This is a genomic window from Dysosmobacter sp. (assembly GCF_034093755.1).
GTDB lineage: Bacteria > Bacillota > Clostridia > Oscillospirales > Oscillospiraceae > Oscillibacter.
Genome location: NZ_JAXEBZ010000007.1, coordinates 1 through 23,577 on the forward strand (window position 1 = coordinate 1; position 23,577 = coordinate 23,577).

The window sequence follows — 23,577 nt, forward strand, 5'->3', positions numbered from 1 at the left end:
CCCACGCGGGGGGGCCGCCAATGGCGCAAGCTGCCCGGCGGCGATCTGGCGCATTTTTGGCCGGCGCAAAAACTCCCGCCGCCTTGCTTTTTCCCCGGGGAAGTGCTACGATGGTGCGGCTGCCGAAACCCCGCGAAAGGAGGCATCTCCATGGGAACCATCATCCTGGGCAATCTCATCTCCCTGGCGGCGGCGTGCTTCATGGCCGCCAGCTGCCTGGCCAAAGACAACCGGCGGGTGTTTTTCTGCCAGTTCATGGAGTGCGCCATTCTGGCCGTTTCCTCCGTGGTGTTCGGCTCCCTGTCCGGCGCCCTCACCATGGCCCTGTCCGCCGCCCGGAACCTCATCACCTCCCGGGGGAAGCTGACCCGCTCCCTGACGGTATTCTTCTTCCTGGCGGCGGTGGTGGGCGGTCTGCTGATCAACACCCGGGGCGCCGTGGGGCTGCTGCCGGTGATCGCCACGGCGGAATACACCATCTGCTCCTACCGGGTCCGCAGCGTCCTGGGCACGAAGTACAGCATTTTTGTCAACGTGCTGTTCTGGGTGGTGTACTCCTTCCTGATTCTGGACTTCTCCACCGCCATCAGCGACTCCGTGATTCTGGTCATCGACGGGACCGCCATCCTCCGCGCCCACCGGGAGCGGCGGGCAGAAATTGCCGCGGAAACCCCGGCGGAATAGGCCCTGTCCGGCTTTTCCGACACCTTTTCCGGACGCGGGTTTCCGGATGTACCGCGCTGTTCCGGTGAATCCCGGCGAAAAACCGTTTAACTTGGAAAAGTCATCCAGACGCGGCGGGCCAACTTAGGCCATTCTGGAAACGTTTCCAGAAAATTTTTTTGCAAATCTTGCGTTTCGCATTTCCCTATTTTTCGTCAAGATATACAAACAGTTCAATCCATCTCCCTGCCGTGATTGACAGTATCGCCCGAATCTGCTATACTGAATTCAGCAATTTGAATAGGTGTATCATCTCCGGTGCGCCCGTTCAAATGTAACAAGTCAGGAGGAACGTATAATGAAAATGAAGCGCATTCTGTCTCTTGCAGTTGCTGCCGTCATGACCGTTGGCCTGTTGGCCGGCTGCGGCGGCGGCAGCTCCAGCTCCGGCTCCGGTACCGCGGCTCCCGCCGCCTCCGCCGGCAGCGCCGCCCCCGCCGCTGAGAAGGTTGAGTTGAACGTCATTGCAGCCCAGTACGGCACCAAGACCGCCGACTGGTGGGCCAACTTCGTCAAGGAGTTCAACGCGGCCAACGAGGGCATCAACCTGACCGTGGACGTGGTGTCCTGGAACGACATCTACACCGTGGTCAACACCCGCATCGCCAACGGCGAGGCTCCCGACATCCTGAACATCGACGTGTTCGCCGACTATCAGGCTGACGACCTGCTGCTGCCCGCCAAGGACTATGTCTCCGACGAGACCTACGCCAAGTTCTATCCCTCCTTCCTGGATCAGTCCGTCATCGACGGCACCGTCTGGGCCATCCCCGATCTGGCTTCCGCCCGTGCCATGTACTACAACAAGGACATCCTGGCCGAGGTCGGCGTGGAAGTTCCCACCACCTGGGATGAGCTGACCGATGTCTGCCAGAAGATCATCGACCACTACAACGGCGATGTCTATCCCTGGGGCGTTGACATGACCACCGACGAAGGCCAGGCCTGCTTCGCCTACTACATCTGGAACAACGGCGGCGACTTCACCGACGCTGACGGCAACTGGACCCTCAACAGCCCCGAGAACGTGGAGGCCATCGAGTTCATCATCGACATGGTGAACAAGGGCTACACCAACTCCGATCCCGCCACTGAGACCCGTTACGCCAACCAGGATATGTTCGGCGCCGGCAAGGTGGCCATGATGATCGGTCCCAACTCCATCCCCACCTACTGCGCCGAGGGCGGCTACACCGTGAACTACGGCGTTGCCTCCATCCCCACCAACACCGGCGTGTCCGTGTCCCAGGGCGTTATGGACCGCTTCATGTGCTTCGACAACGACTACACCGATGAGGAGCTGGCCGCTGTCACCACCTTCTTCGACTTCTTCTATGAGGACAGCCGTTACTCTGACTGGGTTCTGATGGAAGGCTTCCTGCCCGCCACCTCCGCCGGCGGTGAGATCATGGCCGCTGCTGATCCCAGCCAGGCTGCCTGGATTGACATCGTTGGTTCTTCCAAGTTCTATCCCACCGCGAAGGCTGAGTGGGCCGACGTGAAGCAGGGCGTCATCAACGTGGAGCAGAACGCTCTGCTGGGCGGTAACGTCCAGGAGCTGCTGGATGCTCTGCAGGCTGAGATCGCCGGCTGATCCCCCGGAAGGCTTTCTTCGCCGACGGCTTTAAGCAACGCATGACGATGGGCCGGGTCCGCAAGGCCCGGCCCATTTTGTCTGCAGCCGCTTACAAAGGACGGCGGCCGGCCGCCTTTTGCAAACGGCTGCAGGGAAAGGCCCCCACCGTGATATTAGGGAGGTATAATTGTGAAAAAGAGCGTCCTCCGCAAGGCGGAACCCTACCTCTGGATTCTGCCCAGCATCGTCCTCATGGCCATTTTCATCCTGATCCCCATCGTGTTCGTGTTCCGGATGTCGGTGAGCAAGATCACCAAGGCCGGCCTGATCAAGGGCTTTAACGGCCTGGAGAACTTCCAGAGCGTCATCAGCTCCCCCGCTTTCGCCATCGTGCTGAAGAACACCATCGTGTGGACCGTCTTCGTGGTGGTTCTGTCCACGGTGCTGGGCTTCATTCTGGCGCTGCTGCTGAACAATGAGTTCAAGGGCCGCAAAATCGCCCGTGCCATTGTGGTGTTCCCCTGGGCCACCACCCTGGTCATCCAGGCCAGCGTCTGGAGCTTCATCATCAACACCGACTACGGCGCCCTGAACACCCTGCTGAAAACCCTGGGCATCATCTCCGCCAACGTCAACTGGACACCCACCCCGGAAGCCTATTTCGCCTGGGAAATCGCCTGCGGTATCTTCGTTACCATCCCCTTCGTCTGCTTCACCACCCTGTCCGGCCTCCAGAGCATTGACAGCTCCCTGTACGAGGCCGCCACGGTGGACGGCGCCAACTACTGGCAGAAGCTGTTTACCATCACCCTGCCGCTGGTGAAGCCCAGCCTGACGGTGGCCACGGTGCTGAACATCATCTACGTGTTCAACTCCTTCCCCATCGTGTGGACCATCACCAAGGGCGACCCCGCCAACCGCACCGACACCCTGGTGACTTACCTGTATAAGCTGGCCTTCTACAACGGCAAGCAGGGACAGGCCGCCGCCGTCTCCGTCATCGGCTTCACCATCCTGCTGATCTGCGCCAGCATTTACATGTACTCCACCCTGAAGAAAGGAGACGACTGATCATGAGCGGTAAGAAGTCCATGCCTCTCGGCAAGCTGATTTCCCGGATGCTGCTGTATTTCGTGGTGTTCGACATCTGCATGCTGATCCTCTATCCTTACTTCGTCATGTTCTGCACCGCTCTGAAGAGCCGTGCGGAGATCTTCTCCATCAACGGCACCATCCTGCCCATTGAGGCAATGTGGTCCAACTTCGCTGACATCTGGACCATGGCGCCCATGGCCAGCTACATGCTCAACTCCATCAAGGTGGCTGCCGGCTCCACCATCATCGCCATGCTGTGCGGCATTCCCGCCGCCTACGCCCTGTCCCGCATGAAGTTCAAGGGCCAGACCGCCTTCCTGGGCTTCATCATCGTCTCCCAGATGTTTGCTCCCGTGGTGCTGCTGATCGGTATTTACAAGGTCATGCAGACCATCGGCCTGACCAACAGCATCTGGGGCCTGGTGTTCATCAACGCCGCCTTCAATCAGGCCTTCACCATTTGGCTGCTGCGGGGTACGTTTATGAGCATCTCCCCCGACATGGAGCAGGCCGCCACCATCGACGGCTGCAACCGGGTGCAGGCCATGCTGCGGGTGCTGCTGCCTGTGGCCGCCCCCGGCATCGTCACCACCCTGATCTTCATCTTCATCAACGCCTGGAACGAGTACACCGTGGCCCTGTGCCTCATCTCCACCGATACCTTCAAGCCGCTGACCGTTGGTATCAACATCTTCAACGGCTACAACATGATCGAGTGGCAGTACCTGTTCGCCGCCTCCGTGTTCGCCATCGTTCCCGTCGTCATCCTGTTCATGTCCATCGAAAAGCACCTGGTCAGCGGTCTGACCTCCGGCGGCGTCAAGGGCTGAGCCCCTTCCGCCTGACAGTTTCCGATCCCCGCCCGGCGCCGCCTTCCGGCGGCGCCGGGTTTTTTCCGAAACAGCAAAAAGACACCCCTCTGCCATCCGGCAGAGGGGTGTCTTTCGTGTGTACGGTTTTCTCAGCCCTTGCGGAACCGGTTGACGATGCTCTGCATCTCAGCCCAGTGGGCCTCCATGTCCGCCACCAGCTTGAACTGGGTGCGGCAGCGGTCCAGGTTCTGGCCCTCCCGCTGGGTGTGGAAGTAGTGGTCGCCCTCCAGATAGTCGGTGAGGAAGCGGATGCCGCACTCCAGGGTCATCAGCTTGGCGCCCCAGGGCATGTACTCGATCTCCGCGTCGGTGAGGGTGCCGCCGGCGCCCTCCAGGAAAGCCTTGGCGTAGACGGCGTACAGATCCAGGTCCAGATTCACCCTGGACAGGTCCTTCTCGTCCTCGGCGGAGTGGTTGGCGCCGAAGCGGATGGAGTCGCCGAAGTCGTTGATGGACAGGCCCGGCATCACGGTATCCAGGTCGATGACGCACATGCCCTCGCCGGTTCTGCGGTCGATGAGCACGTTGTTCAGCTTGGTGTCGTTATGGGTGACCCGCAGGGGCAGCACGCCGTCCCGCTGGGCCTGCAGGGCCACGGAGCAGTCGGCCTCCCGGGCCATGACGAAGGCGATCTCGTCGCCGCACTCTCCCACCCGGCCCATGGCGTCGGCGGCGATGGCGGCCTTCAGCTTGGCCAGGCGGTCCTCCGTGTCATGGAAATGAGGGATGGTCTCATACAGGGTCTCGGCGGGGTAGCCGTCCAGCATCCGCTGGAACCGGCCGAAGGCCCGGCCGGAGGCGGCAAACAGCTCCGGCGTCTCGGCGGTCTGATAGCAGTAGATGTCCTTCACGAAGGGGAACACCCGCCAGGCGCCGTCCTCGCTGTCGGTGAAGTAGCTCTTGCCCTCCCGGGTGCGGATCACCTCCATGGCCTCCCGGCTCCGGTCGCCGCCGGCGGCAGTGATCTTCTCGCCCAGATAGTCGGTGACGCCCACAATGTTGGCCATCAGCTGATCCGGGTGCTTGAAGGCGGCGGCGCTCATCCGCTGCAGAATGTAGCAATTGCAGCAGTCATCCACCGGCTGGGTATGGACGCAGAAGGTATCGTTGATATGGCCGCAGCCATACCGCATGGCGCCCACCACCGGCGCGCCGAAATCATAGGCGGCCAGAGCCTCCGCCAAAGTCTTTTCCGCAGCAGACATCAGACTTCCTCCCACAGATTGTCCGGATACAGGCCGGACGCGGTCTTTTCAGCAATGGCGGCCACCACCACGGGTTTGTCCGCCTGATAGGTGACGCCGTACCACTTGTCGGCGCTGCGCAGCACCTTGGCCCGGGCCTTGCCCTCCTGAATCAGCTGGCTGATGACGCTGGGCAGGAAGTACTCACCCTTCAGGGGGTTGGTTTTGAGGGCGTTGTCCAGGAAGGCGGGGAACCGGTCCCACGCCTCGCTGAAGAAGCTGTTGGTCAGGCCCCACAGGTTCATGGACACGATGGTGCTGCTGGGCAGCTCGGTCCAGGTGGCGCCGTCATCCTCGGTGAAGCGGGCGTTGTCGCCGTCCTTTTCAATGTGGGTGCGCTCGGTGACGGTCTGCAGGAAGTGGTCCTCGTCCTCCACGCAGACGCCCCGGGCCACGTGGCCGTTCTCGGTAACGGTATTGCCCAGCAGGTAGCCCACCATGGCGAACTCATAGCAGCCGGGCCGGTCGGGATTCTCACTCAGGTAGTCGTAGATGGTCTTGAAGGCCTCGGGGCCGTAGTAATCGTCGGCGTTGATGACGGCGAAGGGACCGTCCACCAGCTCCCGGGCGGCCAGGATGGCGTGGCAGGTGCCCCAGGGCTTGCTGCGGCCCTCGGGGACGGCGTAGCCCTCCGGCAGATCCGTCAGCTGCTGATAGGCGTACTTCACGTCCATCACCTTGCTGAGGCGGTCGCCGATGGCCTGCTTGAAGGAGTCCTCAATCTCGTGCTTGATGACAAACACCACCGTCTCAAAGCCGGCGCGCTTGGCGTCATAGATGGAATAGTCGATGATCAGCTGGCCGTGATTGCCCACGGGGTCGATCTGCTTCAGTCCGCCGTAACGGCTGCCCATGCCGGCGGCCATGACGATCAGAACGGGTTTCCTGTTCATATCCTTCGTTCCTCCCACTCTCTTTCAGCTCTTGTAGCCGTTGGGGTTCATGGACTGCCACTTCCAGCTGGAAGCGCACATCTCCTCAATGCCCAGCTGGGCGCTCCAGCCCATCTCCTCCAGGGCCTTCTTCGGGTCGGCGTAGCACTCGGCAATGTCGCCGGGGCGGCGGGGATCCACCACGTAGGGCAGGGTCTTGCCGCAGGCCTTCTCGTAGGCGTGGAGCACGTCCATCACGCTGTAGCCCTTGCCGGTGCCCAGGTTGCAGATGAACAGGCCGCAGCCGGTGGCCAGCTTCTTCAGCGCCGCCACATGGCCCCTGGCCAGGTCCACCACATGGATGTAGTCCCGGACGCCGGTACCGTCGGGGGTGGGATAGTCATCGCCGTAGACGTGGAGCTTCTCCAGCTTGCCCACGGCCACCTGGGCGATGTAGGGCACCAGGTTGTTGGGGATGCCGTTGGGGTCCTCGCCGATGAGGCCGCTCTCATGGGCGCCGATGGGGTTGAAGTACCGCAGCAGGGCCACGTTCAGGGTGGGGTCGGCCTTGCAGTAGTCGCTGAGCACCCGCTCCAGGAACAGCTTGGTGGTGCCGTAGGGATTGGTGGTGCCGCCGGTGGGGAAATCCTCCCGGATGGGCACGCTGGCGGGGTCGCCGTACACCGTGGCGGAGGAGGAGAACACGAAGTTCTTCACGCCGTGGTTCCGCATGGCGTTCAGCAGTACCAGGGTGCTGATCAGGTTGTTGCTGTAATACTCCAGGGGCTTGCGGACGCTCTCACCCACGGCCTTCAGTCCGGCGAAGTGGATGACGGAGTCGATCTCAGGATGCTGGGCGAAAATGGCCTCCGTGGCGGCGGGATCGCACAGGTCCGCCTGGATGAAGGGCACCTTCTTGCCGGTGATCTTCTCCACCCGGCGGAGGGACTCCTCGCTGGAATTGCACAGATTGTCCACCGCAATGATCTCATAACCCGCCTGGAGCAGCTCCACGCAGGTGTGGCTGCCGATGTAACCGGCGCCGCCGCTGACTAAAACAGACATGTTCAACACACCTTTCTGCTGTTGTTTTCCCCTTGATTATAATACAGGGTATTTCCAAATGCAATTAGAGGATTCTATACATTATTTGTACGATTATCCGACAGGGATTGGGAGGCCTCCGCCAGCATCTTGACGCTGTCGGCATACTCGCTGGGGGACATGCCGGTGATGGCCCGGAACCGGCGGGAGAAATAGTGGACGGACTGGAAGCCCAGCTTTTCGGCGATCTGGGTGAAGTTCAGGTGGCCATCCCGGATCATCTGGCGGGCGGCCTTGATTTTCATGCGGCTGAAATACTCCATGACTCCGCCGCCGGTCTGCTGGTGGAACAGCTTCTGCAGCTGGCTGCGGCCGATCATGTTGTCCCGGCAGACCTGCTCCACCGTCAGGGGCTGGTCCAGCCGCTGCTCCAGATACTCGGCGATGGCGGCAGGCAGGCCGTCCACCTGGGACAGGCGGCTGCGGCGGGGGTCCGGCAGGCTCTCACCCTGGCGGATCAGCCGGATCAGCAGCTCCTCCAGGGCCATGGTCAGCAGCTGCTCGCTTCCCTCCGGGCCGCCGCTGCGGCGGGTGAGGGTCTGGGTGTTGGGGTCGTTGAGGGGCGTGGAAAAGGCCGCGCCGCTCTCCTCCACCACCCGGGCCAGCAGCGTCCGCTCCACCGCGCCGGCGAACAGGATGCGGCGGCGGAAGAAGTCCATGGCGGGGCTGCGGCACTGGAAGCTGACCACCACCAGATTGGGGGCCACCGCGCCGTTGGCGGACAGGGCGTGGAACTCCCCGGGCTGGTGGAAAATCATCTGGCCCCGGGACAGGTTATGGGTTTCCTCCCCTGCCACCACCTGCACCACGCCGTTGTCCACATACAGCAGCTCCCAGAAGTCGTGGCTCTCGCCGGAGAAGCGGTAGCTGCTGGTGTACTCAAAGTAGTGGACGGAGAACAGCTGGGTGATTTCGATGAGGCGCTGGGGGACAATGGGCAAATAAGCCATGTCTGTGGTTCCTTTCTGCGCCGGTTCCGGCGCGGAGATGCCGGCGAAGGCCGGGGAGTGCAATGAAGATCGCAGGCTTTCCCGGCCATCGCCGGGGGCTTTTGCACCGCTTTCGGTACGGGAAACACCAGGACCCTGGCGGGGATGCACCCCCCATTCTTTTTCGTCTTGCCGAAAAAGAATGCGCCGTGCACGGTGGAAGAAAAAGGCGCTTTCGTACCCTTTGGCTCCGCCAATGGGTAGACTGGGGGTCTCCTCAGACGCTGCCCGGGAAACCCGGCAGCCTTCTGCCGGGTGCGCCGAACATTGAATGAAGATTGAAAACCTGCCGCCGCAAGTTGGGGTCTGGGCGGTCAACGGGGTGCAAGATCGAAAGGCCGCTGCGTGTTGGCCCCGGGCGTTCCGCTGCGCTACGCCCTACCGGGGTGGTTAAGGGGGCGTTCCGTTGCGTTTTCCTCCGCAATTGCCCGGGTATGCGCGTAACGCGCGGGCAGAGAAGAACAGTCCTTTCGGTTTTCCACCGCAATGACCACTGGACTCCCACAACTTGCGGCGGAGCAGTCCCAAATCCGCACCGGTGTATAGCGCACCCGGCAGGGGCCGAACGCTTCCACCCGGCCGATTGAGAAGACCCCCGGTCTGACCTTTGCGCAGCAAAGGTCACGCCCAGCGTTTTTCTTTTCCACCGGGCGCGGCGACTTTTGTTTTGACGCGTCCAAAGAAAAGTGGGGGCGCATTCCGCCGGCAAAGCCGGCACCCCCGCGCTGAAATCGGTGCAAAGCCGCAGTCTTCGCTGCATCCCCGGCACCCGGACGGGCGCAATCCACCGTCGCGGCATTACGATTCCCGGCCCCGTTGGGGCCGCCAATCGTGCCGCTTCCTCGAAACAGCCCTCGCTGCTTCCGCCGCTGGCGGCGCTTCGCCTGTTTCCCCGCCGGGGTCCCGGCAAAAGCGGAAAGCACCGCAGGGCGCCGCCCCACGGTGCTTCCGTGAAAATTACAGCTTGCTCAGGGCAGCCTTGTCGCCCACCAGCACCACATTGGGGTGCATCTGCAGAATGGAGGCGGGCACGTTGGGGGTCACAGGGCCGGTGAAGGCGCGCTTCACAATGTCCGCCTTGTCCTCGCCGCTGACCACCACCAGAATCTGGCGGGCCTGCATGATGGACTTGATGCCCATGGTCATGGCCTTCTTGGGCACCTCGTCCTCAGAGGCGAAGAAGCGGGCGTTGGCCCTGATGGTGCTCTCCGTCAGGTTCACCACATGGGTCTCCAGCTCAAAGGCCTCCTCCGGCTCGTTGAAGCCGATGTGGCCGTTGTGGCCCATGCCCAGCACCTGCACGTCGATGCCGCCCAGGTCCCGGATCACCTGGTTGTACCGGCGGCACTCCGCCTCCGGGTCCTCCGCCAGGCCGTTGGGCACGTTGGTGTTGGCGGGGTCGATGTTCACATGGTCAAACAGGTTGGTCTGCATGAAATAGCGGTAGCTCTGGTCATGGGTGGGGGCCAGGCCCACATACTCGTCCAGGTTCACGGACTTCACCTGGCTGAAATCCAGGTCGCCCTTGTTGTACCAGTCCACCAGCTGCTTGTACATGCCGATGGGGGTGGAGCCGGTGGCCAGGCCCAGCACGCAGTCGGGCTTCAGAATCACATGGGCGGACAGGATGTTGGCCGCCTGGCGGCTCATCTGCTTATAATCATTCGCGGCGTAGATTTTCATGATGCAATCCTTCTTTTCTTTCTGTAATGGCGGTTACGCCTGGCGCCGGCCGTCCACAAACACGGCCTTCAGCGCCAGATCCCTGTCCAGCACCAGCAGGTCCGCCTTCTTCCCCGTCTGCAGCGTGCCCACATCCGTCAGGCCCACGGCCAGGGCGGGGGCGGTGGAGGCGGCGTACACCGCGTCTGCCAGGGGCAGACCAAAGGACACCACGTTCCGCACCGCGTCCAGCAGGGAGATGGAGGAGCCGGCCAGGGTATCGGTGCCGGTGAGGGTGGCCTTGCCGTTTTTCATGGTGATGGGCTGGCCGCCCAGCATGTAGTCGCCGTCGGGCATGCCCGCGCAGCGGAGGGAGTCGGAGATCAGGTTCAGCTTGTCGCCGTACAGCTTATGGACCAGCCGGATGACGGCGGGATGGATGTGGAGGCCGTCGCAGATCAGCTCCACGCTGGCGCCGGCGTCCATGGCGGCGGCGATGATGCCGGGCTTCCGGTGGTGGAGGCCCTCCATGCCGTTGAACAGGTGGGTGGCGTGGGAGGCGCCGTGGGCAAAGGCCTCCATGGCCTGGTCATAGGTGCAGGAGGTGTGGCCCAGAGATACGGTGGCGTACCTGGACACGTGGGTGATGAAGTCCATGGCCCCCTCTTCCTCGCAGGCCACGGTCACCATCTTCACCTGGCCGCCGCTGGCCTCGTTGAGCCGGTCAAACAGCGCCGCGTCCGGCAGGTGCAGGTTCTCGGCGGCCTGGGCGCCCCGCTTGGCGTAGCTGAGGAAGGGGCCCTCCAGGTGGATGCCGGCGCACTTGGCGCCGCCGGTGCGCTTGTAATCCCGCAGGGTGTGCATGGCGGGGGTCAGAACCTCCTCCTTCAGGGTCATGGTGGTAGCCAGGAAGGAGGTGACGCCGTGGGCGGCGTAGTAGTCCGCCATGGGCTGCAGCCCGGCGGCGTTGGCGTCGGAGAAGTCCTCTCCCACGGCGCCGTGGGTGTGGACGTCCACCAGGCCGGGGATCAGGCAGCAGCCCTCCGCGTCCAGGTCCGCCGGGCCATCCAGATGGCCGATGGCGGTGATGGTGTCCCCCTCGAAGCGCAGGTCCGCCTTCTGGAAGGAACGGCCCACAAACACGCTGGCGTTTTTGATGAGCATGGCGGGTTCCTCCTTACTTCTTCAGCTCCGGCAGGCTGGCGGCAGCCATGGACTGGCCCACCCGGCGGAACTTCTCGTCCGGCAGGGCGGGGGTCAGCTTCTCCGCCACGTCGGGATACTCGTCGGCCAGCACGGCCTTGGCCTTCTCCAGAATCAGGTCGCCGCCCTTGCCGCTCATGACCCGGCCCAGCAGCAGCACGTTGCGGCAGCCGTACAGGTCGAAGTAGTAGGCCAGGGTGTGGCCCAGATAGATGCCGATGTTCTCATAGATGGCGGCAGCCCGGGGATCGTCCTCCGCCATCAGCTTCTGGACCACCTTCAGCTTCTCGGCGGGAGACAGGCTCTCCTCCAGCTCAATGCCGGCCCGGGGGGCCAGCTTGATGACGGAGTCCTGGGAGAAGTACTTCACGCCGCAGCCGATGTCGCCGGACCACTCGTCCCGCATGGCGTCGGGGGCGGCGTCCACCGGCACGAAGGCCAGCTCGTTGAGCCAGCCGGTGACCCGGCCCTGCTCATCCACGAAGCCCACGGCCTCGCTGGTGCCCATGGCGATGCCCAGAACGCTGGTGTCATCCAGGCTCATGGCGCCGGCCAGGGCGGACACGTCGCCGTCGTTGATGACGCTGTAGGGCACGTCGCCGAAGGTGTCGGTGATGGCGCGGATGTAGATATCCCGGACCTTCTGCTCCTGCAGTTCCCTGGGCACTGCCAGGAACAGCGAGGCGCTCATGGTGCGGTTGTTGATGTACACGCCGGCGGAGGACACGCCCACCGCGTCCACCCGGGGCATATGCGCGGCGGCGGACTTCAGGGCGGCCACGATGCCGTCATAGTGGTAGTCGGGGTCAGCGGTGACCTTGGGGAACCACACCACTTCCTCGGAGTAGACGGTCTCGCCGTCCACCACGGCGGACACCTTCCGGTCGCTTCCGCCGGCGTCGAAGCCGATGCGGCAGCCCTCCAGATGGCCGCCCATGGCCTTGGGGGAGTCCTTGGTCTCCGGCACAGCGTCGGTCAGCACCACCTCGAAGGCGTGCTCGAAAATGTTGCCCATGAAGTCCTGGTCGAAGTCCTGCTGGCCGCCCGCGGCGTAGGCGGCGCTGAGGTGGTCATACATGGCCCTGTCGTCCACGTAGACCCGGAAGCCGCCCTTCATCCACAGAATGGTCTTGACCAGACGCTCGATGTAGTAGCAGTCGGCCTCCGCCATCTCCGCCGTGCCGTGGATCAACGTATGGCAGGTGGCCATCTGGCCGTCCGCCCGCTCCACCGCCACGGAAACGGGCTTCTCCGCCCCTTCCAGGAAGGCGCGGTTGAACCGCAGCATGGGCATGAATTCCGGATCGAGAGAGGGCACGTTCTTCAGTTCCACATTGATGCCAAATCTGTTCATGACACATCTCCTCACAATCTTCATCGTTCCCGCCGGACGCCTGTCCGGCTCCGCGTTTGTTTGCAGCTCTATTTTACCACATTCCGCCATGCCTTTCCACTACGATTGGCGAAAACATTTGCACAATCGTCCGCTTTTTTCGGCATTCTTCCGTTTCTTTACCGCTCTGCTCCGGAACAATCCGCCAAAACGCACAAATTCCTCTTGCGCTTTGTCTGCCGGTCCTGTACAATGAAGAAAATGGTCCGGTGCGGCCATTTCAAGACTGCAGGACCCCCGGCTACTCCATTCCAATAGCCCGGGGCCTGACAAAAAGGAGGAAGAACACCACCGCTTCGACTTGCGGTGCGGCAGTGTGGAGACCTGCCGTAATGTCCCCGGAAGCATCGCCTTCCCCGGACGAGGCGGACCCTGGCGGAGGCCGGTTCGTCAAAGTCGCGTGCCATGGCAAGTCTGACCCTGAAAAACATCATGAAGATCTACCCCCACAGCAGCGACCAGAAGAAGCCCAGGAAGGGCAAGACCGAGGAGAAGAAAACCAACCTCCAGGTCACGGAACGGGGCGTCATCGCCGTCCAGCAGTTCAACCTGGACGTGGCGGACAAGGAGTTCATCGTTCTGGTTGGTCCCTCCGGCTGCGGCAAGTCCACCACGCTGCGGATGGTGGCCGGTCTGGAGGAGATTTCCGAGGGCGAGCTGCTTATCGACGGCAAGGTGATGAACGACGTGGAGCCCAAGGACCGGGATATCGCCATGGTGTTCCAGAGCTACGCCCTGTACCCCCACATGACGGTTTATGAGAATATGGCCTTCCCCCTGAAGCTGCGGAAGATGTCCAAGGAGGAGATTGACAAGCGGGTCCGCGAGGCCGCCGAGATTCTGGACATCACCCAGTACCTGGAGCGCAAGCCCAAGGCCCTGTCCGGCGGCCAGCGCCAGCGGGTGGCCATCGGCCGCGCCATCGTCCGGGAGCCCAAGGTGCTGCTGATGGACGAGCCCCTGTCCAACCTGGACGCCAAGCTCCGCAACCAGATGCGCGCTGAGATCATCAAGCTCCGGGAGAAGATCAACACCACCTTCCTGTACGTCACCCATGACCAGACCGAGGCCATGACCCTGGGCGACCGCATCGTCATCATGAAGGACGGCTTCATCCAGCAGATCGGCACTCCCCAGGAGGTGTTCGACCATCCCGCCAACCTGTTCGTGGCCGGCTTCATCGGCATGCCGCAGATGAACTTCTTCAACGCCCGTCTGGAGAAGGAGAACGGCAAGTACGTGGCCATTCTGGGCAACATCCGGGCCGAGCTGGGCGCTGACAAGCAGGCCAACCTGGCCGCCAAGGGCGTGGAGCCTCAGGACATCACCCTGGGCGTCCGTCCCAACCACATTCTGCTGAACAACGGCACCAACGGCAACAAGGCCGTGGTGGACGTGTCCGAGATGATGGGCAGCGAGGTCCACCTCCACGCCAATGCCGACGGCAAGGACGTGGTGATCATCGTCCCCACCATGGACGCCAACGGCAACCATCAGGGCACCTTCGTCCACGGCGACGAGATTCACTTCACCTTCGGCGGCAACGTCTGCCACCTGTTTGACGCAGAGGGCAAGAACCTGGAGTTCTGAGTACATAGAGCCAACCGCGGCACAGCCTTTCCGGCTGTGCCGCGGTTTTTCTTTCGGAAAAGCAAAAGAGACGCAGCTACTCACCGCGTCTCTCACTCTTCTCCCTGCGTTCCTTACAGGCCCTGCAGCTCTTTCAGGCACTTGGGGCAGATGTTCTTTCCCTTGAAGTTGGTCACGTTTTTGGTGTTGTCGCAGAAAATGCAGCTGGGATTGTACTTTTTCAGAATAACCGACGAACCGTCCACATAGATTTCCAGTGCGTCCTTCTCCGCGATGTCCAGCGTCCGGCGCATCTCAATGGGAAGCACGATGCGGCCCAATTCGTCCACTTTTCTCACAATACCTGTGGATTTCATTCTGTTTCTCCTTTCAAACATTCGCGGGCGCCCCGGGCGCCCGGGGGTCTGCTCTCCCTGTATTTTCCATTTTCGAACTGGTAATACCGTACCATATCCCACCAGTTCCGTCAACAGATTTTGGCAAGATTTTGTAATTTATTCACAATTTTGACATCTTACCCCCGCTTTGTTCCGGCGGGAATTGCAAAGGAGGCCGAAAAATGGCAATTTCTGTGGTCTGGGTCGGCATGGTGGTGCTGTCCCTGGTGTTCGGCGGGGCCTGCGGAAATCTGGACGCCGTGTCCGCCGCCGCACTGGAGGGGGCTAACTCCGCCGTCACGCTGAGCCTCTCCATGGCCGGGGTCATGTGCCTCTGGAGCGGCGTCATGGAAATCATGGGCCGGACGGGGCTGTCGGAGGGGCTGGCCCGGCTGTTCCGGCCGGTGCTGGCCCGGCTGCTGCCCCGGGCCGCCCGGGACAGCGAGACCATGGCCGCCGTCAGCGCCAACGTGTCCGCCAACCTGCTGGGGCTGGGCAACGCCGCCACGCCCCTGGGCATCCGGGCCGCCTGCCGCATGGCGGAGGGCTGCGGCGGCGTGGCCTCCGACGAGCTGTGTCTGCTGGTGGTGCTGAACACCGCCTCCATTCAGCTGATTCCCGCCACGGTGGCAGGGGTCCGGGCCGCGGCGGGCGCCGCCGCCCCCTTCGACATTCTGCCCGCCGTATGGGTCACGTCCCTCCTCTCGGTGGCGGCGGGACTGCTGGCAGCCCGGCTCCTGGCCCGGGTGTGGAGGGGCCGGCCATGAATCTGACCTCCCTGGTGATTCCGGGACTGCTGGCAGCGGTGGCGGTGTGGGGAACGGCCCGGCGGGTGGACGTGTACGGCGCCCTGTGCGCCGGCGCCGCCCAGGGCCTGCGGGTGACGGCGCAGATTTTCCCGGCGCTGCTGGGTCTGATGACTGCCGTGTCCATGTTCCGGGCCTCCGGCGCCCTGGAGTGGCTCACCGCCCTGTGCGCCCCGGCGCTGGAAGGGCTGGGCATCCCGCCGGAGCTGATGCCCCTGATGCTCATCCGCCCCATCTCCGGCGGCGGCGCCCTGGCGGTGGGCAGCGACCTCATTCAGTCCTGCGGGCCGGACAGCTATCCCGGCCGGGTGGCGGCGGTGATGCTGGGCAGCACGGAGACCACCTTTTACACCGTGGCCGTGTACTTCGGCGCGGCGGGCATCCTCCGCACCCGGTACGCCATCCCCGCCGCCCTGGCGGCGGACCTGGCGGGTTTCGCCGCCTCGGCCCTCACCGTGCGGCTGTTTTTCGGGCCTTAAAACAGCAGAACGGATTCTGTTTTTGACGCTTTTCCCGTTTTTTCTTTACGGGCCTGCTTTTCCGGAGTATAATGATAGCCAACTATCCAGGAACCACTCCGCCGACCCGGCCGTTCCAAGGAGGCCCCTATGAATCGTATCCGCCAGCTGTTCCGTCAGGACCGGCAGCGAAAGCTGATCTACTTCAAAAAGGGAAAAGAGGAGATCGCCCAGTGCAACCTGGGGATGCTGCTGGCTGTCAGCATTGCCGTGGGCGGGAGCCTGCTGCTGTTCGTGCTCATCACGCCCCTGATCATCAGCGACTGGGTGATTACCCCCCGTCATGTGGTGATTCTCCCCGCAGCCCTGATCTTCGGCGTTTACGCCGCTTTGCTCCGCCGCCGCCAGCAGGTGAGCTGTCGTCTGGTCACCGTTTCCTGCCTGCTGTTTGAGCTGGTGGTTCTGCTGCTGGTGGGCGGCGTGGACCTGCCCCCCTATGCCAACGTGCCCGCCACCTTCATTCCCTTTCTCTATGTGGCGCTGCCCTGCCTGTTTCTGATTCCCCTGTCCGCCCAGTACGCCCTGATTCTGCTGTACGAGGCGGTCTACGTATTTTTCATCCTGCGGTACAAAAGCGGCCTGGTGGCACAGCAGGACATTCTGAACTCCATTGTGGGAATCGTCATCTCCCTGATCATCTCCCACATCACCCTGCAGCTCCACCTGCGGGAGTATTTTGTCCGGACCAAGTACTGGGAGATCAGCCGGCAGGACGGCCTGTCCGGCATACTCAACAAAAGCGCCTGCGTCAGCGCCATGGAGGCCTGCATGCAGGAGCAGGCGCTGGCCACCTGCACGCTGCTGATTCTGGACATCGACGATTTCAAAACCGTCAACGACAGCGTGGGGCACCTCACCGGCGACACCCTGCTGCGGACCATCGGCAACGTGCTGACGGAGTCCTTCCGCTCCACGGACATTGTGGGCCGTTTCGGCGGCGACGAATTTGTGGTGCTGGTGCGGGACGCCGCCGACCCGGCGCTGATGGAGGAGAAGTGCCGCCTGCTGCAGCGGCGGCTCCGGGAGGCCACCGCCGCGGTGTGCGACGTTCCCGTCACCTGCAGCATCGGCGGCGTGCTGGCCGACGGCCGCCGCGTCAGCTTTGACACCATGTTCCAGCAGGCGGACTCCGCCATGTATCAGGCCAAGAGCACCGGCAAGGACCACTTCATTCTCCGGCCCTACCGCTCCTCCGGCGGCCTCCACTCCAGCTTCGAATGATAACAAAAACCCGGCCGGATGGGACGTTCCTCCCATCCGGCCGGGTTCTGTCAGTTCAGGGTATCCGCCGCCCGGGCGAACAGCTCCTCCACCCGCCGGGCCACGGCGGGGCAGGTCTCCAGCTCCGGGTCCCGGGCCAGCAGCTCCTCCGCCGCCGTCTGGGCCTCCCGCAGCAGCTGGGTGTCGCAGCCCAGGTCCGCCACCTTCAGTCCCGGCAGTCCGTGCTGCCGCTGGCCGAAAAAGTCGCCGGGGCCCCGCAGCCGCAGATCCTCCTCCGCGATGCGGAAGCCGTCGTTGGTCCGGGTCATCACCCGCAGCCGCTGGCGGGTCTCCTCGTTCCGGTTGTCCGACACCAGCACGCAGTAGGACTTGTGCTTTCCGCGGCCCACCCGGCCCCGCAGCTGGTGCAGCTGGCTGAGGCCGAACCGCTCCGCGTTCTCGATGACCATCACCGCCGCGTTGGGCACGTCCACCCCCACCTCGATGACGGTGGTGGCCACCAGCACATCCGTCTCGTGGGCGGCGAAGGCGGTCATCACCGCGTCCTTTTCCTTCGCCTTCATCTTGCCGTGGACCACCGCCACCCGCAGGTCCGACAGCGGGCCGGAGCGCAGCTTTTCCGCGTACTCCGTCACCGCCTTCCGCTCGTCCTGGCCGTCCTCCGTCTCCTCCACCTGGGGGCAGACGATATAGGCCTGGCGGCCCTCCGCCGCCAGCTTGCGGATGAAGGCGTACAGCCGCTCATGGTAGCTGCCGGGGACGGCGAAGGTGTCAATGGGCTGCCGCCCCGGCGGCAGCTGATCGATCACCGACACCTCCAGATCGCCGTAGAGAATCAGCGCCAGGGTCCGGGGGATGGGGGTGGCGGACATAACCAGGGTGTGGGGGGAGTTGCCCTTGGCGGCCAGCGCTCCCCGCTGGGCAACGCCGAAGCGGTGCTGCTCGTCGGTGACCACCAGCCCCAGGTCCGCGAACTCCACCCCCTCCGACAGCAGGGCGTGGGTGCCCACGGCGAAGTCCACGGTGCCGTCGGCCAGGGCGGCCTGCACCGCCCGTTTCTCTCTGGCAGGCGTGGAGCCGGTGAGGACGGCGCAGCGGACCCCCAGCTTCTCCAGCAGGGGGGCAAGGCCGGCGAAATGCTGCCGGGCCAGAATCTCCGTGGGGGCCATCAGCGCCGCCTGGCGGCCGTTTTTCACCATGAAGTACACGCAGGCCGCCGCCACCATGGTTTTGCCGGAGCCTACGTCGCCCTGGCACAGGCGATTCATGGGCCGTCCGGAGGTCATGTCCCCCACGGCCTCCTCCACGCAGCGCCGCTGGGCGTCCGTCAGGGTGAAGGGCAGGCTTTTATAAAAGGGGGTCATGTCCACCTCCCGGCAGGGCGGCACCGACAGGTCCTCCCTTCTCCGCCGCAGCCCCTTCAGGCCGATGGTGAACAGAAACAGCTCCTCAAAGGCCAGCCGCCGCCGGGCCACAGCCAGGGCCTCGTCATTTTCCGGAAAGTGGATGTTCTCGTAGGCATAGCCCACCCGGCACAGCTGATGCCGCTGCCGCAGCTGGTCCGGCAGCAGCTCCGGCAGAATGTCGCCGCACGCGTCCAGCCCCTGGCGCACCGCCCGGTGAAGCTGCCGCTGGCTGACCCCCGCCGTCAGGGGATAGACGGGGATGATGCGGCCTGTCACCTCCCGCCGGTCCGGCCGCTCCACCACGGGACTGGCCATGCGGCGGCGGAACAGGCTGCCGCCCTCCTCCACCTTTCCATAGAGGACGTACTCCTCCCCCTGGCGCAGCTCCCGCTGCAGCCACGCCTGGTTGAAGAAGGTGACGTCCAGGACGGCGGTCTCGTCGGCCATCCGGATCTTCACCAGGTCCAGCCCCCGGCGGATGTGGCTCACTGTGGGCTCTGACGCCGCGATCACCGTGACGCAGGCGCTCTCTCCCGGCACCAGCTCCACAATCCGGCGGCTCTCCCGCCGGTCCTCATACCGCCGGGGAAAGTAGGCGATCAGGTCCCGCAGCGTCCGGATGCCCAGCTTGTCCAGGGCCTTGGCCCGCTGCTCCCCGATGCCCTTGATATACCGCACGTCGGTGTACAGGTCCGCCATGTCCGTCTCCTCCTTCCCGGAAGCTTTTTCTCCCATTATACCCGCCGGCGGCGGCTTTGGGAAGCCCTTTTGTGTCGCCGGGCCGTCAGAAAAAAACACCTCTTTCCCTTCGGACAGAGGTGTTTTGATCACTATATCAGATATTTTTATTAATATAGTCCACAAACCGGTAGGTGATGCCGTTTTCCTCGATGGGAGGCTCCTCTTTTTCCACCTCCCAGCCGGGCAGCTTGTCCAGGTTGGGGAAATAGGTGTCCGGCTCGCCGGCGGTGGCGTCCACCCGGGTCATGTACACCCGCTTGCAGTAGGGCAGCAGGGCGGTGTAGACGGTGCCGCCGCCCACCACGAACACGGAATTCGGGTCCTCGTCCTTCACGCTGTCCAGCAGCTCGTCGATGGTGTGGACCACCGTGGCCCCCTCCAGCTCCAGATGGGTGCTCTTGGTCAGCACCACGTTCCGCCGTTTGGGCAGCGGCCGTCCGCCGGGGAAGGTCTCCAGGGTCTTGCGGCCCAGCAGGATGGTGCCGCCGGTGGTGATTTCCCGGAACCGCTTCAGGTCCCCCCGCAGGGTGAACAGCAGTTCGTTTCCCCGGCCGATGCCCCAGTTGGCATCCACAGCAACAATGGCGTTCATTGGCTTTTCCTCCTCAGATGGCGATGGGGATCTCCTCCGCGAAGGGGGCGGGCGTGTAGCCCTCCAGGCGGAAGCTGTCCCGGGTGAACTGATAGAAATCCGTCACATTGGGGTCCACGGTGAAGGTGGGCGCGGCGCTTTGGGGCGCGGAGAGCATGTTCTCCACAATGGGGACGTGGCGGTCATAGATGTGGGCGTCGGCGATGACGTGGACCAGCTCCCCCGCCTCCAGCCCGGAGACCTGGGCAAACATCTTCAGCAGCACGGAATACTGCACCACGTTCCAGTTGTTGGCCGCCAGCATGTCCTGGGACCGCTGGTTCAGGATGCCGTTGAGGGTATTGCCGGAGACGTTGAAGGTCATGGAGTAGGCGCAGGGGTACAGGTGCATCTCGCTGAGGTCCGCGAAGTTGTAGATATTGGTGAGGATGCGGCGGGAGGCGGGATTGTGCTTCAGATCGTAGAGCACCCGGTCCACCTGGTCCATGTCGCCCTCGGGATAGTGGTGCTTCACCCCCAGCTGGTAGCCGTAGGCCTTGCCGATGGAGCCAGTCTCGTCGGCCCACTCGTCCCAGATCTTGGCGTTCAGATCATGGACGTTGTTGGACTTCTTCTGCCAGATCCACAGCAGCTCGTCGATTGCCGTTTTCCAGTAGGTGCGGCGGATGGTGAGGATGGGGAATTCCTCCCGCAGGTCATAGCGGTTGACAATGCCGAATTTCTTGACGGTGTGGGCCGGGGTGCCGTCGGCCCAGTGGGGCCGGACTTCCCGGTCGGTGTCCCACACGCCGTTGGTCAGAATGTCCCGGCAGTTCTGAATGAAAATCTCGTCAGCACGGCTCATACAGCAGCTCCTTTATCATTGGATTGTCTTTCGGTTGGTACCCTCGGTGCACAAAAGGCAGTGCGGTTTTTCAGGGTATCTTGGGCGGCTGACTGCGTTATTTTCGTTGCCGGGCGGCAGCCCGGCTGCCTCAAAAGCCTTGCCAGCCACCAAATCTGCTCCTGAAAAACTCCGCAGGACCTGTCAGCGAGAAAAAATCGGCGCTGGCAAGAAAGAGGACGCAGGTGGGCTGGCGCCCACCAAGGACGATGACGCCGCCAGCGTTGATTTTAGCCGCTGGCAGGCGTGCTGTCTTTTGTAAACCGAGGGTAAGTATAGCAGACCTTCTGGCGAATTTCAATCTCAAACGACCCTCAGACAGACGAATCTCCCGCTTTGACGGAAAACCCAGGCCCGGCCCGCACTTTTTCAGTCGTTTTTCCGGAACGTTCTGTTGCTACTTTCCGGAAAGTGCGGTAAAATGGTCTCCGCGAGTTGATCCGGGAAGGGAGGCGGCGCGCCATGGCGGATACGGAGGCTGACAAGCGGGGATATCTGTGGGAGGATTTCCGGGTGTTCCACCTGAAGGACAGCCGGGGCCAGACCCTGCGGGAGCACTATCACGAGTTTGACAAGCTGACGCTGTGCCTGGGGGGCCGGGTCACCTACGTGGTGGAGGGCGTCACCTACTTCCTCCGGCCCTGGGACCTGCTGCTGGTGCAGCACGGCCTGATTCACCGGGTGTCCATCGACCCGGCGGAGCCCTACGAGCGGATTGTGCTGTGGCTGGGCCGGGACTGGCTGGCCCGGCGCAGCACGGAGGACGCGCCCCTGGCCGCCTGCTTCGACCGGACCCGGGAGCGGAACTTCCACCTGCTGCGGTTCACGCCGGAGCAGCGGCTCACCTATATGCGGCTGCTGCAGCCCCTGGAGGAGTCCCTCCGGTCCCGGGAGTTCGGCAGCGGCCTGCTGGCGGACACGCTTTGCCAGCAGCTGCTGATTCAGGTGAACCGGGACGTGGGCCGGGACCGCACGGCGGAGCAGACCGACTCCTACCGCTGCGACCCCAAGATTGAAGAGGTGCTGCGCTACATCGGCCGGCACCTGTCCGAGCCGCTGGACGTGGACGCCCTGTCCCGCCGGTTCTATCTGTCCCGCTACTACCTGATGCACCGGTTCAAGGCCGTCACCGGCTACACCCTCCACCAGTATATCACCCAGAAGCGGCTGCTGCGGGCCGGAGAGCTGATCCGCAGCGGGCAGCCGGTGATGAAGGCGGCGGAGCTGGCGGGCTTTCAGGATTATTCCACCTTTCTCCGGGCGTTCCGGAACACATTTCACACCAGTCCCCGGGAGTTTTACAGCCGGGGGGAAAAGAGGTCCTTGTTTCATGACGCCCACGTCGATTGATTTCTCCAACCGGGACTTAACGCGCCTGATCGTTCCCCTGATCATTGAGCAGCTGCTGGCCATCACCGTGGGCCTGGCGGACTCCCTGATGGTGGCCCAGGTGGGAGAGGCCGCCGTGTCCGCCGTGTCCCTGGTGGACTCGGTGAACGTGCTGCTGGTAAACGCCTTCGCCTCTCTGGCCACCGGCGGCGCCGTGGTGGCGGGGCAGTATCTGGGCCGCCGGGAGATGGAAAAGGCCAACCGCTCCGCCCAGCAGCTGCTGCTGTTCATGGCGGAGCTGTCCCTGGTGCTGACGGCGGTGCTGTACCTCATCCGCCCCTTCATTCTCCACGTGGTGTTCGGCAGCATCGCGGAGGATGTGGCGGCCTACGCCAACACCTATTTCCTCATTGTGGAGGCCTCCAACGTCTTTCTGTCGGTGTACAGCGCCGGCGCGGCGCTGCTGCGGGTGATGGGCAACGCCCGCACCTCCATGAAGATCTCCATGGTCATGAACCTGATCAACGTGGCGGGCAACGCGGTGCTGATTTTCGGCTTCCGCATGGGCGTGGCCGGCGTGGCCATCCCCACTCTGGTGTCCAAGGCGGTGGCCGCCGTGCTGATCATCGCGGTGCTGCGGGACCGGTCGCTGACGCTGCACCTGGAGCGGCCCTTCTCCTTCCGCCATGAAAAGGCCATGATCCGCAACATTCTGTACGTAGGCGTGCCCAACGGCATCGAGGGCAGCATGTTCCAGCTGGGCAAAATCCTGCTGCTGTCGGTGGTGACCCCCTTCGGCACCGCCGCCGTGGCCGCCAACGCCGTGGGCAACACCATCTGCTCCTTTCAGGTGCTGGCGCCCCAGTCCATCGGCCTGGGCATGGTGACGGTGGTGTCCCGGTGCGTGGGCGCCGGGGACTTCCGGCGGGTCCGGGCCTACACCCGCAAGCTGATTCTCTGGGGCTATGTATCCCTGCTGGCCACCACGGCGGTCATCCAGCTGGCGCTGGGGCCCATTCTGCAGGTTTACGGCCTGTCCCCCGAGGCCACCCGCTACGCCTTTCTGATCATCACCGCCCACGGCCTGGTGGGCGTCCTCCTCTGGGTTCCCTCCTTCCAGCTGCCCCAGACCCTCCGGGCCGCCGGAGACACCCGGTTCACCATGCTGACCTCCACCTTCTCCATGTGGGCGTTCCGGGTGATGCTGGGCGTGTATTTCGCCCGGGGACTGCAGCTGGGCGTGCTGGGTATCTGGGGCGCCATGTTCGTGGACTGGGTGTTCCGGACCACCTTCCTGGTGGTCCGCTACCGGGGCCACAAGTGGGAATTCTCCGCCCTGAAGGACTGAGCAGAAAGCCGCCCCATCCCTGCCGGGATGGGG

21 protein-coding genes are annotated in these 23,577 nt (G+C 63.4%); 10 read left to right on the forward strand and 11 right to left on the reverse strand.

The features are described 5' to 3' along the window. The first annotated feature begins 150 nt into the window (after positions 1 to 150). The 4 genes from SOX55_RS00405 (at position 151) to SOX55_RS00420 (ending at position 4,224) form a co-directional block, all read left to right on the forward strand. On the forward strand, positions 151 to 684 hold the full coding sequence (locus SOX55_RS00405) for a YgjV family protein (protein WP_325285454.1): 534 nt from the start codon (positions 151 to 153) through the stop codon (positions 682 to 684). A 337-nt stretch (positions 685 to 1,021) separates the two neighbouring features. Then, complete coding sequence (locus SOX55_RS00410) at positions 1,022 to 2,317, forward strand: ABC transporter substrate-binding protein (RefSeq protein ID WP_325285455.1); 1,296 nt, start codon at positions 1,022 to 1,024, stop codon at positions 2,315 to 2,317. A 171-nt stretch (positions 2,318 to 2,488) separates the two neighbouring features. Continuing rightward, positions 2,489 to 3,370 (forward strand): carbohydrate ABC transporter permease, encoded by an 882-nt coding sequence (locus SOX55_RS00415; protein ID WP_325285456.1) that lies wholly within the window; start codon positions 2,489 to 2,491, stop codon positions 3,368 to 3,370. 2 nt (positions 3,371 to 3,372) lie between these two features. Then, positions 3,373 to 4,224 (forward strand): carbohydrate ABC transporter permease, encoded by an 852-nt coding sequence (locus SOX55_RS00420; RefSeq protein ID WP_325285457.1) that lies wholly within the window; start codon positions 3,373 to 3,375, stop codon positions 4,222 to 4,224. Between the two features lie 131 nt (positions 4,225 to 4,355). Here the strand turns inward: SOX55_RS00420 and SOX55_RS00425 are convergent, their stop codons facing one another. The 7 genes from SOX55_RS00425 to SOX55_RS00455 form a co-directional block, all read right to left on the reverse strand. Next, on the reverse strand, positions 4,356 to 5,471 hold the full coding sequence (locus tag SOX55_RS00425) for a phosphotransferase enzyme family protein (RefSeq protein WP_325285458.1): 1,116 nt from the start codon (positions 5,469 to 5,471) through the stop codon (positions 4,356 to 4,358). Continuing rightward, positions 5,471 to 6,403 (reverse strand): sugar phosphate nucleotidyltransferase, encoded by a 933-nt coding sequence (locus tag SOX55_RS00430; protein ID WP_325285459.1) that lies wholly within the window; start codon positions 6,401 to 6,403, stop codon positions 5,471 to 5,473. The genes SOX55_RS00425 and SOX55_RS00430 overlap by 1 nt, the downstream gene beginning before the upstream one ends. Before the next feature lie 24 nt (positions 6,404 to 6,427). Continuing rightward, positions 6,428 to 7,447: a UDP-glucose 4-epimerase GalE gene (galE, locus tag SOX55_RS00435; protein ID WP_325285460.1), complete on the reverse strand. Its 1,020-nt coding sequence runs from the start codon at positions 7,445 to 7,447 to the stop codon at positions 6,428 to 6,430. 74 nt (positions 7,448 to 7,521) lie between these two features. Then, on the reverse strand, positions 7,522 to 8,436 hold the full coding sequence (locus tag SOX55_RS00440) for an AraC family transcriptional regulator (protein ID WP_325285461.1): 915 nt from the start codon (positions 8,434 to 8,436) through the stop codon (positions 7,522 to 7,524). 996 nt (positions 8,437 to 9,432) lie between these two features. After that, complete coding sequence (gene nagB / locus SOX55_RS00445) at positions 9,433 to 10,158, reverse strand: glucosamine-6-phosphate deaminase (RefSeq protein WP_325285462.1); 726 nt, start codon at positions 10,156 to 10,158, stop codon at positions 9,433 to 9,435. A 33-nt stretch (positions 10,159 to 10,191) separates the two neighbouring features. Then, entirely contained in the window at positions 10,192 to 11,301 is a 1,110-nt protein-coding gene (nagA, locus tag SOX55_RS00450; RefSeq protein WP_325285463.1) for an N-acetylglucosamine-6-phosphate deacetylase, read from the reverse strand. Between the two features lie 13 nt (positions 11,302 to 11,314). Further along, positions 11,315 to 12,694 carry an ROK family protein gene (locus SOX55_RS00455; protein ID WP_325285464.1) on the reverse strand — a complete coding sequence of 460 codons (1,380 nt, stop codon included), beginning with the start codon at positions 12,692 to 12,694 and terminating at the stop codon, positions 11,315 to 11,317. A 444-nt stretch (positions 12,695 to 13,138) separates the two neighbouring features. On the opposite strand from SOX55_RS00455, the gene SOX55_RS00460 reads away from it, so the two are divergent. After that, on the forward strand, positions 13,139 to 14,323 hold the full coding sequence (locus SOX55_RS00460; RefSeq protein WP_325285465.1) for an ABC transporter ATP-binding protein: 1,185 nt from the start codon (positions 13,139 to 13,141) through the stop codon (positions 14,321 to 14,323). A gap of 113 nt (positions 14,324 to 14,436) precedes the next feature. Here the strand turns inward: SOX55_RS00460 and SOX55_RS00465 are convergent, their stop codons facing one another. Beyond that, positions 14,437 to 14,679 carry an AbrB/MazE/SpoVT family DNA-binding domain-containing protein gene (locus SOX55_RS00465; protein WP_325285466.1) on the reverse strand — a complete coding sequence of 81 codons (243 nt, stop codon included), beginning with the start codon at positions 14,677 to 14,679 and terminating at the stop codon, positions 14,437 to 14,439. A gap of 203 nt (positions 14,680 to 14,882) precedes the next feature. Here SOX55_RS00465 and SOX55_RS00470 point away from each other — a divergent pair, with 203 nt between their 5' ends. The 3 genes from SOX55_RS00470 (at position 14,883) to SOX55_RS00480 (ending at position 17,245) form a co-directional block, all read left to right on the forward strand. Beyond that, positions 14,883 to 15,467, forward strand: coding sequence for a spore maturation protein A (locus tag SOX55_RS00470; protein WP_325285467.1), 585 nt, complete (start codon positions 14,883 to 14,885; stop codon positions 15,465 to 15,467). Beyond that, positions 15,464 to 15,985, forward strand: a complete 522-nt coding sequence (locus SOX55_RS00475) for a spore maturation protein (protein ID WP_325285468.1) — start codon at positions 15,464 to 15,466, stop codon at positions 15,983 to 15,985. Before SOX55_RS00470 ends, SOX55_RS00475 begins: the two co-directional genes overlap by 4 nt. 129 nt (positions 15,986 to 16,114) lie before the next feature. Beyond that, complete coding sequence (locus SOX55_RS00480) at positions 16,115 to 17,245, forward strand: GGDEF domain-containing protein (RefSeq protein WP_325285469.1); 1,131 nt, start codon at positions 16,115 to 16,117, stop codon at positions 17,243 to 17,245. 50 nt (positions 17,246 to 17,295) lie between these two features. Here SOX55_RS00480 and recG read toward each other — a convergent pair whose 3' ends face one another. From recG to thyA, 3 genes are all read right to left on the reverse strand, one after another. Further along, the gene (gene recG / locus SOX55_RS00485) at positions 17,296 to 19,386 is read right to left on the reverse strand and encodes an ATP-dependent DNA helicase RecG (RefSeq protein ID WP_325285470.1); all 2,091 of its coding nucleotides are present in this window, start codon (positions 19,384 to 19,386) and stop codon (positions 17,296 to 17,298) included. 100 nt (positions 19,387 to 19,486) lie between these two features. After that, complete coding sequence (locus tag SOX55_RS00490; protein WP_325285471.1) at positions 19,487 to 19,984, reverse strand: dihydrofolate reductase; 498 nt, start codon at positions 19,982 to 19,984, stop codon at positions 19,487 to 19,489. Positions 19,985 to 19,997: 13 nt separating this feature from the next. Beyond that, complete coding sequence (thyA, locus tag SOX55_RS00495) at positions 19,998 to 20,828, reverse strand: thymidylate synthase (RefSeq protein WP_325285472.1); 831 nt, start codon at positions 20,826 to 20,828, stop codon at positions 19,998 to 20,000. A gap of 501 nt (positions 20,829 to 21,329) precedes the next feature. On the opposite strand from thyA, the gene SOX55_RS00500 reads away from it, so the two are divergent. Together SOX55_RS00500 and SOX55_RS00505 are read left to right on the forward strand one after the other, a co-directional pair. Further along, complete coding sequence (locus SOX55_RS00500) at positions 21,330 to 22,217, forward strand: AraC family transcriptional regulator (protein WP_325285473.1); 888 nt, start codon at positions 21,330 to 21,332, stop codon at positions 22,215 to 22,217. Further along, a complete protein-coding gene (locus SOX55_RS00505; protein WP_325285474.1) occupies positions 22,198 to 23,544 on the forward strand; it encodes an MATE family efflux transporter in 1,347 nt (448 codons plus the stop codon). Before SOX55_RS00500 ends, SOX55_RS00505 begins: the two co-directional genes overlap by 20 nt. Positions 23,545 to 23,577: the final 33 nt, after the last annotated feature.